This is a genomic window from Actinophytocola sp., from assembly GCF_035712165.1.
Lineage (GTDB): Bacteria > Actinomycetota > Actinomycetes > Mycobacteriales > Pseudonocardiaceae > DASYTH01.
The window spans coordinates 1-15,351 of record NZ_DASTBH010000335.1 but is presented as its reverse complement, the minus strand read 5'-3'; the positions used below and the strand labels follow the sequence as shown (position 1 = coordinate 15,351).

Annotated in this window: 10 protein-coding genes; 4 read left to right on the top strand and 6 right to left on the bottom strand. The window is 72.2% G+C overall.

What is annotated here, in order from left to right; genetic code table 11:
• Positions 1 to 49: 49 nt before the first annotated feature.
• Positions 50 to 274: a hypothetical protein gene (locus tag VFO68_RS18855; RefSeq protein WP_325159631.1), complete on the bottom strand. Its 225-nt coding sequence runs from the start codon at positions 272 to 274 to the stop codon at positions 50 to 52.
• Positions 275 to 331: 57 nt separating this feature from the next.
• Here VFO68_RS18855 and VFO68_RS18850 point away from each other — a divergent pair, with 57 nt between their 5' ends.
• Positions 332 to 1,498 carry a PLP-dependent aminotransferase family protein gene (locus VFO68_RS18850; protein WP_325159630.1) on the top strand — a complete coding sequence of 389 codons (1,167 nt, stop codon included), beginning with the start codon at positions 332 to 334 and terminating at the stop codon, positions 1,496 to 1,498.
• Here the strand turns inward: VFO68_RS18850 and VFO68_RS18845 are convergent.
• Together VFO68_RS18845 and VFO68_RS18840 are read right to left on the bottom strand one after the other, a co-directional pair.
• Positions 1,473 to 1,922 (bottom strand): phosphohydrolase, encoded by a 450-nt coding sequence (locus tag VFO68_RS18845; RefSeq protein WP_325159629.1) that lies wholly within the window; start codon positions 1,920 to 1,922, stop codon positions 1,473 to 1,475. The two genes, VFO68_RS18850 and VFO68_RS18845, sit on opposite strands and share 26 nt — an antisense overlap.
• An 843-nt stretch (positions 1,923 to 2,765) precedes the next feature.
• Positions 2,766 to 5,846, bottom strand: coding sequence for a BTAD domain-containing putative transcriptional regulator (locus VFO68_RS18840; RefSeq protein ID WP_325159628.1), 3,081 nt, complete (start codon positions 5,844 to 5,846; stop codon positions 2,766 to 2,768).
• Positions 5,847 to 6,023: 177 nt separating this feature from the next.
• On the opposite strand from VFO68_RS18840, the gene VFO68_RS18835 reads away from it, so the two are divergent.
• Together VFO68_RS18835 and nudC are read left to right on the top strand one after the other, a co-directional pair.
• Complete coding sequence (locus tag VFO68_RS18835) at positions 6,024 to 6,959, top strand: TIGR01777 family oxidoreductase (protein WP_325159627.1); 936 nt, start codon at positions 6,024 to 6,026, stop codon at positions 6,957 to 6,959.
• Positions 6,960 to 6,970: 11 nt separating this feature from the next.
• Positions 6,971 to 7,858 (top strand): NAD(+) diphosphatase, encoded by an 888-nt coding sequence (gene nudC, locus VFO68_RS18830; protein ID WP_325159626.1) that lies wholly within the window; start codon positions 6,971 to 6,973, stop codon positions 7,856 to 7,858.
• A gap of 14 nt (positions 7,859 to 7,872) precedes the next feature.
• Here the strand turns inward: nudC and VFO68_RS18825 are convergent, their stop codons facing one another.
• The 3 genes from VFO68_RS18825 to VFO68_RS18815 form a co-directional block, all read right to left on the bottom strand.
• On the bottom strand, positions 7,873 to 8,175 hold the full coding sequence (locus VFO68_RS18825) for an STAS domain-containing protein (RefSeq protein WP_325159625.1): 303 nt from the start codon (positions 8,173 to 8,175) through the stop codon (positions 7,873 to 7,875).
• Positions 8,172 to 11,990, bottom strand: coding sequence for a SpoIIE family protein phosphatase (locus tag VFO68_RS18820; protein ID WP_325159624.1), 3,819 nt, complete (start codon positions 11,988 to 11,990; stop codon positions 8,172 to 8,174). The genes VFO68_RS18825 and VFO68_RS18820 overlap by 4 nt, the downstream gene beginning before the upstream one ends.
• Positions 11,991 to 12,168: 178 nt before the next feature.
• Positions 12,169 to 14,496, bottom strand: a complete 2,328-nt coding sequence (locus tag VFO68_RS18815) for a WD40/YVTN/BNR-like repeat-containing protein (protein ID WP_325159623.1) — start codon at positions 14,494 to 14,496, stop codon at positions 12,169 to 12,171.
• Positions 14,497 to 14,624: 128 nt separating this feature from the next.
• Here VFO68_RS18815 and VFO68_RS18810 point away from each other — a divergent pair.
• Positions 14,625 to 15,351: hypothetical protein (locus VFO68_RS18810; protein ID WP_325159622.1), on the top strand; the 727-nt coding region annotated here is incomplete at its 3' end.

Genomic DNA, 15,351 nt, shown 5'->3' with positions numbered 1-15,351 from the left:
CCTGACACATCAGGGCGTCAGATCCGAACCGGCGTCCACAATGGATTGATCAACCGGTCCGGCGGCGCCGCACGAGATGGACCACGACGGCGATCACCAGCCACACCGCCCCGACGGGCAGGAGAATCCACAGCGACGGCGCCCCGATCGTCAACGACAGCTCGTTGCCGAACACCCTGTCGAGAACCGTTGCCACGCCGACCCCGACCAGGCCGACCAGCAGAACCAGCAGCGGCCACCGGACCGCCCGCCACAGCGAGTGCTCGTGCTCCATCGTGCCTCCTCACCCTCACCCTGGCAGATCGCCGGTGCCGGATGAAACACTGCGTGGATGCGGTTCGCGGAGCGGATGGGCCGGGTCGCGCCCTCGGCGATCAGGGATCTGTTGCGGCACGGCGCGGATCCGGAGCTCATCTCCTTCGGCGGCGGCTACCCGGACCCGGCGCTGTTTCCCGCGGCCGAGCTGAACGAGGTGTACGCCGAACTGCTCACCGGAAACCGGGCGGCCCTGCAGTACTGCCCGTCCAACGGCCTGGCGGCGCTGCGCGAGCACGTGGCCAAACGGCTCGCCGGCGACGGGATCGACTGTGCCGCCGACGACGTGCTGATCATCCAGGGCGCACAGCAGGGTCTGGATCTCGCCGGGAAGCTGATGATCGACCCGGGCGACACGGTGGTCACGGAGAACCCGACGTTCCTCGGCGCGCTCATCGCGTTCAACCCGTTCGAGCCGGCCTACGCCCCGGTGCGCACCGACTCCGACGGCATGGACATGGCCGACCTGGAGCGGGTGCTGTCCGAGACACCGCGCGCCCGGCTGCTCTACACCGTGCCGGACTACCAGAACCCGACCGGCATCACGCTGAGCCTGGACCGCAGGCGGCGGCTCATCGAGTTGGCGAACAGCTACGACCTGCTGGTGGTCGAGGACACCCCGTACCGGGAACTGCGCTTCGACGGCGCGGCGCTGCCGTCGCTGGCCAGTCTGGACACCGAGGGCCGGGTGCTGCACCTGGGCACCTTCTCCAAGATCCTCGCCCCCGGGATGCGGCTCGGCTGGGCGGTCGCCAGCACCGAGATCGTCGAGAAGCTGACCCTGCTCAAGCTGGCCGCCGACACCCAGACCAGCACGCTCAACATGGCGGCCGCGGCGCTGTTCCTGGACCGGTTCGACCTCGACGCGCACATCCGCACCGCGCGTGCCGCCTACGCGCACAAGCGCGACGTCATGCTGGCCGCGCTGCGCGAGCACTTCCCGGACACCGTGTCGTTCACCGTGCCGCGTGGCGGGCTGTTCACCTGGCTGACCTTCCCGGCCGGCTTCGACACCGCCGCGTTCATGGCCGACGTCGCCCTGCCCCGGGCCCGGGTGGCCTACGTGCCCGGCGCGACGTTCTTTCCCGGTGCGCCCCAACACAACCACGCGCGGCTCAACTTCTCGGGCCTGTCCGACGACCGGATCGTCGAGGGCATCACCCGACTGAGCGCGGCGCTGTAGCGGCGTCGAGGAACGCCAGCGCCTCGGTGTACTTGGTGCGCAACCGGTTGCGGGTGGCCGGGTCGAGGCGGGCCATTCGGTGCGGGGACATGTTGTCGGCGATGTCGGCCCGCTTGACGATCAGGGCGATCTCGTCGGCGGCGACCCGGGCGAGGTAGTCCGGCTGCGGTTCGCCGGGGCGTTTGCTCAGCGCGACGACCGCGTCGACCACCCGCGCCGGGCAGCCGGCGGTGCGCAGGTCCGCCGCGGCCACCGGGGTGTCCTCGATGACGTCGTGCAGCACTGCGGCCATGCGGGCGTACTCGCCCTCCACCCGGTCCATCACCCGCAGCGGATGGCCGATGTAGGGCGAACCGGACTTGTCGACCTGACCCTGGTGCGCGTCCCGCGCGATCCGCACGGCGTCCTCGACGGTGAACCCCACGGCCCCATTGTGGTCGGGCCGGGCGGGGTCGGGAAGACCCGGTTGGAGCACCTGCGCGACGGGCCGTTGAACCCAGGTGGCCCGGCCGCGTTGGCGACCGGGCCACCTGCGTCTTCCGGCGTGCACATGATGTTACGACGGCAGCGCGTCGAGCCCTAGCAGTCGTACCAGCTCCCGGTCCAGCCTGAACCGCCGATGTAGTTCTGGCACCAGTTTCCGCTTCCCCCGTTTACCCAAACTGAGACGACCCTGTTGCCGTTGATGTTCTCCCTCCAAATTGTGCCGACGTTGTCTCCTCTACCGTTACCCGGCATCTCGAACCAGCGGCCAGCGCCTGGCCACGTGTGCCAGATTGTACGGTTGGGCGCTATACCGAAGCACTCGTCGATATCGGTAAGCCAGTCCACGCGGAATACGTTGGAGCCATCGCGGAACGTGCCGGTGTAGCCAAAGCATTCGGTCCTGTACGACAATGCACCGAAATCTTGGTCTGCTGGGGTGATGGGGACAACCTTGACAGCCTGTCGATTCGGAATCGGCTCAGGTGCCGCCGCTGCTTCCGATGCTGCCCCCACGACAATAGCGGCAAGCAATACCATAGCCGATGCGAATCGAAGCACGGTACGCGCTAGACGATTCGACCTGGTTGATGGCTGGTTCATCTGTCACCTCTCGATCAAAGATCAACGTCACCACCCTGCAGGAGCCGGCTGGCAATGGGTGGGCATCCCGCGTGGGAGCCGGCCACGACGACACCACGCAGGTCAGCACCCCGCACGGTGGTCCGGCGGGCATCGCACTACGGGGTTGGCTGTGCCGGCTACGGGACCGCGCACCTCGGCTTCATCCGGGCAGCGAGCCGAGTTTGGCGTGGACCTGCTCAACATCGGCGAGGCCGAGGTCGGCGAGGATCGAGGCGGCGTGCTCCCACGTCACGCGGGCCGAAGCGGGCTGGCCGGCGGCAAGGTGGGTATCGCCGAGTCGGCTGAGCGTCTCGGCTTCGTGGTATCTCTCACCGCGCACCCGAAAGGAGTCGAGCGCCTGCCGGTAACAGGCCACGGCGTCGGCGTAGCGGCCGAGGTTGTGATGGACGAGGCCGAGACTGTCGAGCGTGTGTGCCTCGCCGCGGCGGTCACCGAGGTCGCGTTGCAGAGCGAGCGCACGCTGGCAGTGCACGAGCGCCTGCTCGTGGTCGCCGAGCTTGGTGTACTCCCAACCGATCATGTTGAGCGCGCTGGACTGTCCACTCCGGTGGCCGACGGTCTCGTAGGTGCGCAGCGCCGCCAGCAGGGGCGCGATCGCGTCCCGGTGCCGGCCCCGCTGAGTCTGAGCCCAGCCGAGGGCGAGTTGTGCGCGCGCCTGCCCTTCATGATCGCCGACGCGCCCGAACAGCTCGACCGCCTGTTCGAGATGGCGCCGAGCGTCCTCGTGCCGGCCCAGCCACACGGAGGCGCGACCAAGGCCACGGTGGATGTGCGCCTGTGCGGTCGGGTCGGCCAGCCGGCGCGCCGCCTCCAACGCCACGACGTGCGTGGCGGCCCAGTCGTGCCAGTGCCCCTGCCGGTCGAAGAAGTTCATCAGCGCCCAGGCGAGCTGCCATGCGTGCGTGTCGCACCCCGTGCCGGCGGCCCGCGCGAGGACTGCCAGCAGCGCCGGGCGTTCGGTGGTGTACCAGCCCAGCGCCTCCTCCGGGCAACCGAGATCGTCGACAACGACTCCCGAGTTCGCCGGTGCCAGGGCAATGCGGTCGCGCTGCGGGTACATCGTCCGGTCGGCGGCGTCGGCCGCGTGCAGGTAGTGGTCGAACATCCGGCCGAGGGCGGGCCCCCGCTCGGGCTCGCCCTCGGGGCCGGTGGCCAGTTCCACCGCGTAGCGGTGCAACAGGTCGTGCAGCGCGTAACGGTTCGGCCGGTGCTCGGCCACGAGATTCGCCCGTGCCAGCTCGGTCAACAACGCCCGGGCGCGACGCACCGGAACGCCCGCGAGGCTGGCCGCGCCGGCAAGGCCGACCTCGGGCGCCGGGTGCAGACCGAGCAGGCGGAACAGGCGACCCGCGTCGACCCCGACGGCGCGGTACGACACGGCGAAGACGTTGCGCAGGTCTGTCGCCGCGTCCCCGCTGTCGAACACGTCGAGGCTCTCGCCGGCCTCGCGCAGCTCGGCGGCCAACGTGTCCAGCGAGAGTCCCGGGTGGACGGCCGCGCGAGCCGCCACGACGGCCATCGCGAGCGGGAGTCGCGCGCAGACGTCGGCCAGCTCGTCCACGGCGCGCGGTGCGGCCCCGGCCCGGTCCGGACCGATCCGGCGACTCAGCAGCTCCCGACTCTCCGCCAGGGAGAACAGGTTCACGGTGATCGAGCGGGCGCCCTCGGCGACCACCAGGCCGGTGAGCTCGGTTCGGCTGGTCACCAGGACCATGCAGGTCGGCGATCCGGGCAGCAACGGGCGTACCTGGTCGACATCGGCCGCATTGTCCAGTACGACAAGGATTCGCCTGCCCACAAGCAGGCTGCGATACAGGGCCGCCTGAGCGTGTGCGTCCTTCGGGATCCGATCCGCCGGCACCGCCAACGCATGCAGGAAGCCGCGGACCACATCGCTGGGGCGCATCGCGTCGCCGGCCGGGTCGAAGCCCCGCAGGTTCACATACAGCTGTCCATCGGGAAACCTCTCGCGCATCAGGTGTGCCCAGTGCACGGCGAGCGTGGTCTTGCCCACCCCTGCGGTACCGGACAGCACCGCGATGCGCATCGACGCGGGCTGATCGCCCGCGGTCGAGACGACGGAGTCGAGCTCGGCGAGCTCGGGTCCCCGCCCGACGAAACCGCACAGTGCCACGGGCAGCTGCGCCGGGACATCCAACCGCGCCAGCTGATGGTCGGGCTGCCCGGTGACCACCGCGCCGGACAGCTCGCCGCGCAGTATCTTCCGGTGCAGCCGCTGCGGCTCCGGTGCGGGGTCCACGCCGAGCTCGTCGGCAAGCCGGCGGCGCAGCCGGCCGTAGACCTCCACCGCTGCGGCCGGTTGGCCCGTGCTCGCCAGGGCGAGCATCAGCTGAGCGTGTGCCGGCTCGTGCAGCGTGTCGGCGTCGACCACCTGCCGCAGCAGGGGAAGGACCGCCTCGTGCTGGCCAACGGCGCCGGCCGTCGACGCGAACTCCACGATCGTGGTCCGCCACTCATGTTGCAACGCCGCCACGACGGGGTGCGACCGCAGCGGGGCGATATCGACGAGCGGTTCACCCCGCCACAGGTCCGCGGCCGCGCGGAAAGCCGCCAATGCGGTCGGCAGATCACCGTGGTCGCGGGCGCGGCGGGCGTCGGCGACCAGGGCACGGAACGTCAGCAGGTCCAGTTGGTCCTCGCCAACCGTGAGCTGGTAGCCGCCGCTGGTCGCCACCAGGGCCCACGTTGTCCGGCCCGACGGGCACGCGGGTTCCAGGCGCCGCCGAAGACGGGAGACGCGGTTCTGGATCAGCTGGCTGGCGGTGGCGGGTGGACGTGCTCCCCATACGGCGTCGACGAGCTCGTCCGACGACACCGGCGCACCCGCCGACATGGCCAGCAGGCCCAGCAGCGCACGCTGCCGGCCCGAGCCCAGCTCGACCGCGGCACCGTCGATGCGCAACACCAGGCGCCCAAGCACCCCAAGCCGTAGTTCGGGTTCGGTGCGGCGGTCACCAGAGGACGGTCCGGCGAACTCCGCCAACTCGGCCGGTCGCAGCTGCAGCGCGGCCGCGAGCCGGGCAAGGGCGTCGCTCCGCGGTCGGGTCACCCGCCCCTGCTCGATGTCGCGCAGGGCCCCGAGGCTGATCCGCGCCCGGTCCGCGGCCTGCTGCTGGGTGAGGCCGGCCCGCCTGCGGTGCCGCGCAACGAGCGCGCCAAGCCCCGCCGGATCCTGGGCCTCGTCACACGTCCCCCTCATCGCCCACCTCCCCAGCCGGGCCATCGATCCAGGTCAACAAGGCGGCTCCGCCCGAGACACGGGTCCCTACCAGCACTTTCGCAACCTCGGCCCACACGATGGTAGCCCACAGCCACGGCGGTTGACGGTGTGTTTCCATTTTTGAACACGTTCAAAAATGATGTTAGGGTCGCTTGCGTGAAGATCGTGCTGCCGGGTGGGTCGGGACATGTCGGGGGATTTCTGCGGCGGGCGCTGGTGGCGGCCGGGCACGAGGTGACGGTGCTGAGCCGCGGGGACGCGGGGGTGCGCTGGGACGGGCGCACGCTGGGGGACTGGGCGTCCGAGATCGACGGGTGCGACGCGGTGGTCAACCTGGCCGGGCGGAGCGTGAGTTGCCGGTACACCAAGGAGAACCTGCGCGAGATGATGGACTCCCGGGTGGACTCGACCCGGGTGGTCGGCCAGGCCATCGCGGCGGCGCGCCGGCCGCCCCGGGTGTGGTTGCAGATGAGCACCGCGACGATCTACGCGCACCGGTTCGACGCCGCCAACGACGAGGCGACCGGGATCATCGGGGGCAACGAGCCGGACGTGCCGGACTACTGGGAGTTCAGCGTCCGCATCGCCAGGGCCTGGGAGCGGGCGCAGCGGGAGGCGGCCACCCCGGGAACGCGGAAGGTCGCGCTGCGTACGGCGATCGTGCTGGGTCCCGGTCGCGGCGGGGCGTTCGACATGTTGTCGCGCATGGTCCGGCTCGGGCTGGGCGGGCCGGTCGCCGGGGGAGCGCAGTACTTCTCCTGGATCCACGAGGAGGACCTGGTGCGCGCGGTGGAGTTCCTGCTGCGGCGGGAGGAACTCGCCGGGCCGGTCAACCTCGCGGCGCCGCATCCGTTGCCGCATCGGGACTTCATGCGCACGCTGCGGGCGGCGCAGGGCGTGCCGGTGGGGCTGCCGGCCACCCGGTGGATGGCCGAGATCGGGGCGTTCGTGCTCCGGTCGGACACCGAGTTGCTGCTCAAGAGCCGCCGGGTGGTGCCGGGACGGCTGCTCGACGCGGGCTTCACGTTCCGGTATCCGCTCTGGGCGGACGCGGCCCGGGAGCTTGTGCGCCGGCGGCGCGGCGCCGGTTAGGCTCGCTTGCCGTGACGGCACAGGCCTTGTACTACAGCGGGTTGGGTGTGGACCGGGTCGGGCACCGGCGCGGGGACCGGGACTGGGTGGCCGGGCTGCTGGCGGCCCCGCACACCACGGTGCTGCCGATGTGGCGGGACCGGTGCCTGGTCGCCGCCGGGGAACCGGTGTGGGTGCGCGGTGATCCGGCCGCGGAACCGGTGCTGCTGGGGTTGCGCGACGGGCACGGGGTGTTCGCCGTCGACCTGTCCGGGCTGGACGAGCCGGAGGCCGTGCGGCTGGCCGGGGCCGACGGCACGGCGGACACCCGAAGCCTGGTGGGCAGTTTGCCGGCGCAGGACTGCGGTCTGCTGGCCTACGCGCGGGGAATCCTGCACTGGAACCGCAACCAGCGGTTCTGCGGGGCGTGCGGCGGGCGGACCGAGCCGCGCGAGGCGGGACACCTGCGGGTCTGCCAGAGCTGTGCGAAGTTGCTGTTCCCCCGGATCGAGCCGGCGGTCATCATGCTGGTCGAACTGCCGGGCGAGCCGAACCGGTGCCTGCTCGGCCGGCACCGGGGCGCGCCGGCCGACCGGTTCAGCACCCTGGCCGGGTTCGTCGAGGTGGGCGAGAGCCTGGAGGACGCGGTCCGGCGGGAGGTGGCCGAGGAGGCCGGGGTGGTCGTGGACTCGGTGGTGTACCAGGGATCGCAGGCGTGGCCGTTCCCGTCCGGGATCATGCTCGGGTTCCGGGCCCGGGCGGCGTCGGCGGAGATCGGCGTGGACGAGACCGAACTGCTGGAGGCGCGCTGGTTCACCGCCGCCGAACTGCGCGCCCGGATGGCCGACCCGGCCACCGGACCGTACCGGCTGGACTCCATCGGCCGGCAGCTCATCGAGACCTGGGTGGCGGAAAACTGAGGGCAGCGGTTCGGCTACGGAAGCTCGTCGAGGTAGGGCAGGCCCATCAGGGTGGCGGCCCGGCGCAGCCGGCTACCGGGCCTGATCACGATGGTGATCGCGTCGCGGGCGAGCAGGTCGTCCAGGGCGGCGAAGCCGGCGCTGTCCACGAAGCACAGGTCGCTGAAGTCGACCACCAGCTGCCGGGAGTCGGCCCGCTCGGTGATGGCCTTGACGAAGTCGACGGCGTTGGTGATGTCGATCTCGCCGGTCACCGCCACGGCCGTGCCGTCCGGCGCCGCCGGGTGCGGGGTCAGGGCGAACGAAGCCGTGCTCATCGGGCCACCTCGACCGGGCCGGCATCGCGCCGGTAGTACAGGGTGACCTGGGTTCCCCGGGCCGAGCGGACCGTGTCCACCCGCTCGCTCAACCCGTTGATCAGCGTGAGGCCGCGACCCCGGGCCGAGCTCCGGCGGCTGGCCGACGAGTCGCTCGACCACTGACCGGAGTCGCCGACCGTGATCGAGATCCGCTCGTCGTCGGCGAACGCCTCGACGGTGACGGTCTTGTCCGAGTCCAGGTGACTGCCGTGCTCGATGGCGTTGCTCACCGCCTCCCCGGTGCCCAGCAGGATGTCGTACTCCAACTCGCCGTTCACCCGCAGGCCGGTGAGCCAGTCCCGCAGCCGGTGGCGCAGCCGCGGCGTTTCCTCCCGCACCGCCGGCAGGGTGGCCACGAAGGTGTCCGGCGTGGTCCCGGACGGCCGCAGCGCCAGCACGACCACGTCGTCGGTGAAGCCCCCGGGCGGCACCAGCCTGCGCAGCAACGTCGTGCAGACCTGGTCGACCGGCAGCGTGGCGCAGTCGGCGGCAGCCCGCTCGAGCCGGGCGAAGCCGTCGTCCAGGGACTCGCCCACCCGCTCGATCAGCCCGTCGGTGTAGAGCAGGACCAGCGACCCGCTCGGCAGGTCGGCGTAGCCCACCTCGCCGCTGCCGCCCAGCGCGCGGGCGGCCAGCGGCGGCCAGCGACCCTCCTCGAGATACCGGGTGGTGCCGTCCGGCGTGACCAGCAGCGGGTAGAGATGCCCGGCGCAGGCGTAGCTCAGGGTGCGGGTGTCGGTGTCCACCACGGCATAGGCGACGGTGGAGCACAGCGCGCCGGGCACCCGGGCGGCATAGCGCTCCAGCAGGTGCAGCACCGGCGGCGGGTCGGCGTCGGTGAGGGCCCCGGCGGTGATCGCGCTGCGCAGCTTGCTCATCACCGTGGCGGCCGGCAGGCCATGGCTGACCACGTCGCCCACCGAGATCGCCACCCGGGCCGGGTCGTCCAGCGGGACCACCAGGTACCAGTCGCCGCCGACCCGCATGGCCTCGCCGGCCGGCTGGTAGACCGCCGAGACCACGGCCGCGGTGGAGCCCCGGTCCAGGTCGAGCAGGTGGTCCTGGAAGTCGGTGGCGATCCGGTGTTCGCGCTGGGCCACGCGGATCCGGTCGAGCGCCGAGGAGACCGCGGCGGCGGTCCGGGTGACCTCGTCGAGGTCGGCCGGCTCGAACGGGCGCGGCTGCGGCCAGTACAGGCCGAGCGCTCCGGTGACCATGCCGGCGGCGTCGCGCAGCGGATGGATCACGGCGGACCGCACGCTGTCCCGGCCGTCCCGCACGACGAGCTCGTAGCGCTCGTCGAGGTCGAGGGTGTCCGGGACGGTCATCGGCGCCCCGGTGCGGACCACGTCGGCCAGCGGCACCGGGGCGTCCCGGGCCACCAGGTGGTACCGGTCGCGCAGCTCGGCCGGCAGCGCGCCGGCGAACGTCGCCCGGATCTGCTCCTGCCCGCCCTCCAGCAGACCGATCACCGCCGAGGTGGCGCCCAGCGAGCCCGCCGGTGCGCCCAGCACCGCACCCAGCACGTCCTCCAGCGTGGTGGCCGCGCTCAGCGCCGCGCGGAACTCGGCCACCGCGGTCGCCCGCCGGTCCCGTTCCCGGCTCACCCGGTCCCGTCCGACGGCCATCAACCGGGCCGCGACGCGGTTGACCAGGTCCGCCGACCGGAACGGCTTGGGCAGATAGTCGTCGGCACCATGGCGAAACCCCTCCTCGGCGGCCTCGTGGCCGGCCCGCGCGGACAGCATCAGGATCGGCGTCGAGGCCAGCCGCGGGTCGGCCCTGATCGCGGCGGCGAACCCCAGCCCGTCCAGGCCGGGCATCATCACGTCGGTCACCACCAGGTCGGGCCGGTGGGCCCGGACGCCGCGCAGCGCCGCCTTCCCGTCGCCGTAGACCACGGTCTCCCACCGCTCGGACAGGATGCGGTCGAGGTGCCGGCGCATGTCGGGGTTGTCGTCGGCGATGAGCACCAGGGGTCGCCCGCCGGTCAGCATGGCCGGCGCCGCCGCCCTGCCCTGCACCCACTGCGCGGCCTCGGTGACGTAGGGGTTGTCCGCCTCGCCGGACGGGTGCACCGCGCCGGGTGTCGCGCCGGGCGCGGCCGGCAGCCGGATGGTGACCGTGGTCCCGACGTCGACCTCGCTGTCCAGCTCGATGGTGCCGTCGTGCAACTCCACCAGGCTGCGGACCAGGGACAGCCCGATTCCGCTGCCCTCCACGCTGCGGGCGCGGGTGTTGCTGGCCCGGTAGAACCGGTCGAACAGCCGGTCCCGCTCGTCGGCCGCGATGCCGGCGCCGGTGTCGGTGATCTGGAGGCGCACCCGGTCACCGGACCGCGTCAGCTCGACCGTGATCGAGCCGTGGAAGGTGAACTTGACCGCGTTGGACAGCAGGTTCAACACGATCGTTTCCCACATCTGCGGGTCCACCTCGGCGGTCACCGGGGGGCAGCGGATGACCAGCTCGAGGCCGGCCCGCTGGCACAGCTCGGTGAACGCGGACGCGATGTGCGCGGTCAGCGTGCCGAGGTCGACCGGAACCCGGTTCGCGGTGGCGCCGCCCGCCTCGATGCGGGAGAAGTCCAGCAGCGAGTTGACCAGGCGCAGCAGCCGCAGCGCGTTGCGGTGCACCATGTCCAGCCGCTCGACCTGCTCCGGCTGGTCCGCCGCGGCCGCGATGGCGTCCTGGACCGGGCCGAGCAGCAGGGTCAGCGGGGTGCGGAACTCGTGGCTGACGTTGGCCAGGAACGCGGTCTTCACCCGGTCCAGCTCGGCCAGGTCGTCGGCCCGGTGCCGTTCCCGCTCGTACAGGCCGGCGGTCGCGAGCACGGCGGTCAGCTGGTCGCCGAGCAGGCGGCAGAAGCCGCGGTACTGGTCGTCCAGCGGCTGGCGCGGGTTGACGCCCACGACCAGCGCCCCGCCGACCGACACCTGCACCGGGTCCGGCAGCGGGATGACCAGGGCCTGTTCCGGGACCCCGGCCGGAAACGCCGAGGCCAGCCCGGGCAGCCGGGTGGGCAGGTCGTCCAGCACCCGGGTCCCGGACCTGGGCCCGGGGTACAGCTCGCCCAGCGTGGCCGGCAGCAGTCCGGCGACCTCCGGGGTCGACCCGCGCAGCCGGCTGGTGCCGGTGGCCGGGTCGTCCACGTAGACGGCCAGCACCGGCAGGTCGGCGGGTTGCCTGGCGCACACCTCGACGGCGGCGCGCACGGCGTCGTCGACCGTGCGGGTCTCCATCAGCGCGCCGGCGACGTGGTTGAGGATGCTCAGCCGCCGGCCGCCGAGCACCCGGTCGGTGGTCTCGTTGACCGCGCAGAAGACGCCGTCCACCTGGCCGTCGGCGAGGACGATCGGTCCGTAGCTGAAGGTGAAGTACCGCTCCTGCGGCCGGCCGGCCGTCCAGATCGGCAGCAGCAGGTCGTCCGACCAGGTCGCCGCCCCGGTCTCCACCACCCCGGACAGCATCGGGCCGATCGAGTCCAGGATGTCCCACCACACCTCGCGGCCCGGTGAGCCCAGCGCGGACGGATGCTTCTCGCCGAGCATCGGTAGGTAGCCGTCGTTGTAGACCAGGTAGAGGTCCTGCGCCCCCAGCCACAGCACGATCGGGAACCGCGAGCTCAGCGCGGCCGTGACGGCCGACCGGTAGGCGGGGGGCCAGCCGGAGATCGGACCGAGCGGGTGACCGGCCCAGTCGTAGGCGGCGAACCGGCGTCCCATCTCACCGCCCAGCCGCACGGCCGTGGCCAGATCGGCCGGCAGTTCACCCACCGTGTCCACCCCCCTCCGAACCATGTCACGAGCGCGCGCGGCCCGGCCGTCCACAGTGTCCCTGCGGTGCGTGGGTCGTCCGCGCGCCTGGAATTGACCGCGACGACGCTGGTCAAACCACGACCGTCAGGGCACATCTTGCCTTGCCGGACGCGGGCTTTCCACGCTGGGCGGGGGGTCAGCCGAGCCGGTACATCCCCAGCCCGTAGGTCGCGGCGGTGAGCACGGTCGCGGTGCCGGTGTCGGTGGCCTCCAGGTCGGAGACCGGCACCAGCGGCAGGCCGGTGCCGGCGGCGGTCCAGGTGGCGCCGGTGTCGGTGGTGAGGAAGACCCCGACGTCGGATGCGGCATAGAGCCGGGTCCGGTCGCGCGGGTCGAGCACCAGGTCGTTGACCGGGGCGTCCGGCAGGTTGCCGGAGATGTCCTGCCACGACGTCCCGCCGTTGGTGGTGCGGAACACGTGCGCGGCCGGGTCGCCGTTGCGGAACCCGGAGACGGCGACGTAGGCGAGGTTGGCGTCGGTGGGGTCGACGGCGACCCGGTTGATCCACCGGGTGGGCAGGCCCGCGGTGATCTCGGTCCAGGTCCCGCCGGTGTTGCGGGTGATCCACAGCCGGCCGTCGTCGGTGCCGGCGTAGATCGTGGCCGGGCTGGTCCGGGCCGCCGCGATCGCGGTGATGGTGCCGAACGGGAACCCGTCGACGCCGCCCGGCCCGTGCGAGAGGTCCGGGCTGATCGCGGTCCAGGACGTCGCGGAGTTGGTGGAGCGGTTGAGCCGGTTGCCGCCGTAGTACATGACCGCCGGGTTGCTCGGGTCGAACACCACCGGGGTGAGCCAGTTGCGGCGCTCGGAGGTGGTGGCGCCGAACCCGGTCATCGTGTCGCCGCCGTTGGTGGACCGGCTGCACGAGCCGTTCTGCGAGCAGGCGTAGACCTTGTTCTGGTTGGTCGGGTCGATCAGGTTCATCAGCCCGTCGCCGCCGAGGATGGAGTTCCAGTTGCCGCCGCCCCAGGACCGCACCGAGCCGTTGTCCTGCAGGCCGCCGCTGATCCGGGAAGTGTCCTGTTTGGACACCGCGACGGTGTAGAACTGCAGGTGTGCCTGGTTGGTGGACTTCGTCCAGGTCGCGGTGAGCGAGCCGTTGCTGGCCGAGCGGTACACACCGCCGTCGTTGCCGAGGTAGACCCGGTTGGCGGTCAACGGATCCCACGCCATCGCGTGCTGGTCGGCGTGGAAACCGGAGGACCGGCGCCAGTTCGCGCCGGCGTCGGTGGACTCGACCATGTTCACCCCGGCCGCGAACACGTGCCGCTCGTTGGCCGGATCGACCCAGATCCGGCCGAACCACCAGCCGAACGTGGACTGCGCCGAGGAGACCAGCGAGGTGTTGGTCAGCCGGGTCCAGGTGTCGCCGCCGTTGGTGGAGGTCCAGAACCCGACGAAGTCGCCGGAGGTGTCCGAGGCGATGGCGTAGAGCCGGTTGGGGTTGCTGCGGGACACGGCCACGCCCATCCGGCCGAGGTTGGCGCCGGCCGCCGGCAGCCCGCCGGCCAGCCTCGTCCACGTGGTCCCGCCGTCGTTGCTGCGGTAGAGCCCGGAGCCGGTTCCGCCGTAGACCCGGCCGTTGGGCTGGCGGTGGTGGTCCCACATGACGGCGTAGACCCGGTTCGGGTTGCTCGGGTTGACCGCCACGTCCACCGCGCCGGTGGTGCCGTTGGCGCCGGGCAGCACGAGTTGCCAGGTGCTGCCGCCGTCGGTGGTCCGGTAGAGCCCGCGCTCCCCGCCCGGCACGAACAGGTTTCCGGCGGCCGCGACGAACAACCGGTTGGCGTTGCCCGGATCCACGGCGATGCGGCCGATCCGGTCGGTTCCGGTCAGGCCGAGGGCCTGCCAGTTCGCGCCGTTGTCGGTGGAGCGGAACACGCCCGCGCCGGGGAAGGTGACGCTGCCGCCGCCCGGGTTCGCTTCGCCGGTGCCGGCGTAGAGCACCCCGGTGCCGGTGATCGCCAGCGCACCGACCGACGGGGTCAGGGCCGGGTTCCAGGCGCGGGTGAAGGTGGCGCCCGCGTCGGTGCTGCGCCACACGCCGCCGGTGGCCGCGGCGGCGAACACGGTGTTGGTCTGGGTCGGGTGGGCCACCAGGTCGGTGACCCGGCCGCCGATGTTGGCCGGTCCGAGTTGTAGCCAGGCGGCCTGGATGCCCGGTGCGGCGGCGATTCCGGCGGCGCTGGCCCGGGCGCCGGCCTGCAGCGCGCTGATGTTCAGCGACGGGAACGGGTAGAGCCGCTGGGTGGCGAACCAGTCGTCGGCGCCTGCCGGCCCGGCCTCGCCCTCTTCTTCCTCTTCTTCTTCCCCTTCGCCGAACTCCTCGTGCTCGGCGGCTTCGGCCGACTCGCGCTCGCCGAGCCCCTGGTCATGGTCGACCGGGTTCACCCCGGCACCCGAAAGGGTCGCGACGACGGCCAGCACAACGGCCAGGACCACACCGGAGCCCAGTTTCGCCATAAATTTCCATGCTAGGCCGGGTTTCCCGACCCGGGTAGCGGCGTTCAGGTCATTCCAGCGGCGTGGCCCGCGATGGCATGTCGATGAGTTGTCGACGAGTTGTCGACGGCGGCCGATTGGATCCCGGCGTGGACATCGCCAGTGAGACTCTGCTGCGGCTCGCCGACCCGGCGGCTCGGGGCGGTGTGCTCACGGGTGACGCGCTGCTCGCCATCGTGACGGTGGCCTACGAACTCGATCCGGCGCTGGTGACCGAACCGGCGTCGGCGATCTTCGACCGGTTCGACCTGGCCGTGCCCCTCGGTTCCCAGGTGACCGCGTCGGCCACGTTCCGCCGGACGGGGGAGCCGGTGCCGTGGGAGGTCGCCGCCGCCTGGGACACCGTCCCGATCCCGGGCGCCGACGCGGTGTGGGCCGGCGCCATCGTGGTTCGCACCGCCACCGTCAGCGGCACCATCGTCGAGGTCAGTGCCGTCCACTCTGGACCGGACGCGCTCACCGCCACCGTGCGGATGAGCCCGTCCGGCGAGGACCCGGCCCCGGCGCCCGTCGCGCTGCCCGTGGTCATCTCCTTCGTGACCACCGGCGCCGGGGCCGACCCCCGCGCCCTCCTGCGGGCGTCCAGGCTGGCCCGGCTCGCGGCGGCTCCCTACCCCCTCGCGGCCGGGCCGGCGGGCGCGCCGGCCCGCCGGGTCGACCGCCTGGTGTGCTGGGTGGTTCCGGCCACCGTCTTCGACGACCCGGGCTGGCCGGGCGCCGCCGCCACCACCACTCCGGACCAGCAGCGCGCGGACCGGCTGCGTGCCGCCCGGGCCTGGCTCGCCGGCCAGGGTGTCGCCGTCATCACCACCGAAG

Coding starts and splice junctions, on each gene's coding strand:
- VFO68_RS18855 (WP_325159631.1), bottom strand. CDS start 274: ATGGAGCACGAGCACTCGCTGTGGCGGGCGGTCCGGTGGCCGCTGCTG.
- VFO68_RS18850 (WP_325159630.1), top strand. CDS start 332: ATGCGGTTCGCGGAGCGGATGGGCCGGGTCGCGCCCTCGGCGATCAGG.
- VFO68_RS18840 (WP_325159628.1), bottom strand. CDS start 5,846: ATGAGGGGGACGTGTGACGAGGCCCAGGATCCGGCGGGGCTTGGCGCG.
- VFO68_RS18825 (WP_325159625.1), bottom strand. CDS start 8,175: ATGAGCACGGCTTCGTTCGCCCTGACCCCGCACCCGGCGGCGCCGGAC.
- VFO68_RS18815 (WP_325159623.1), bottom strand. CDS start 14,496: ATGGCGAAACTGGGCTCCGGTGTGGTCCTGGCCGTTGTGCTGGCCGTC.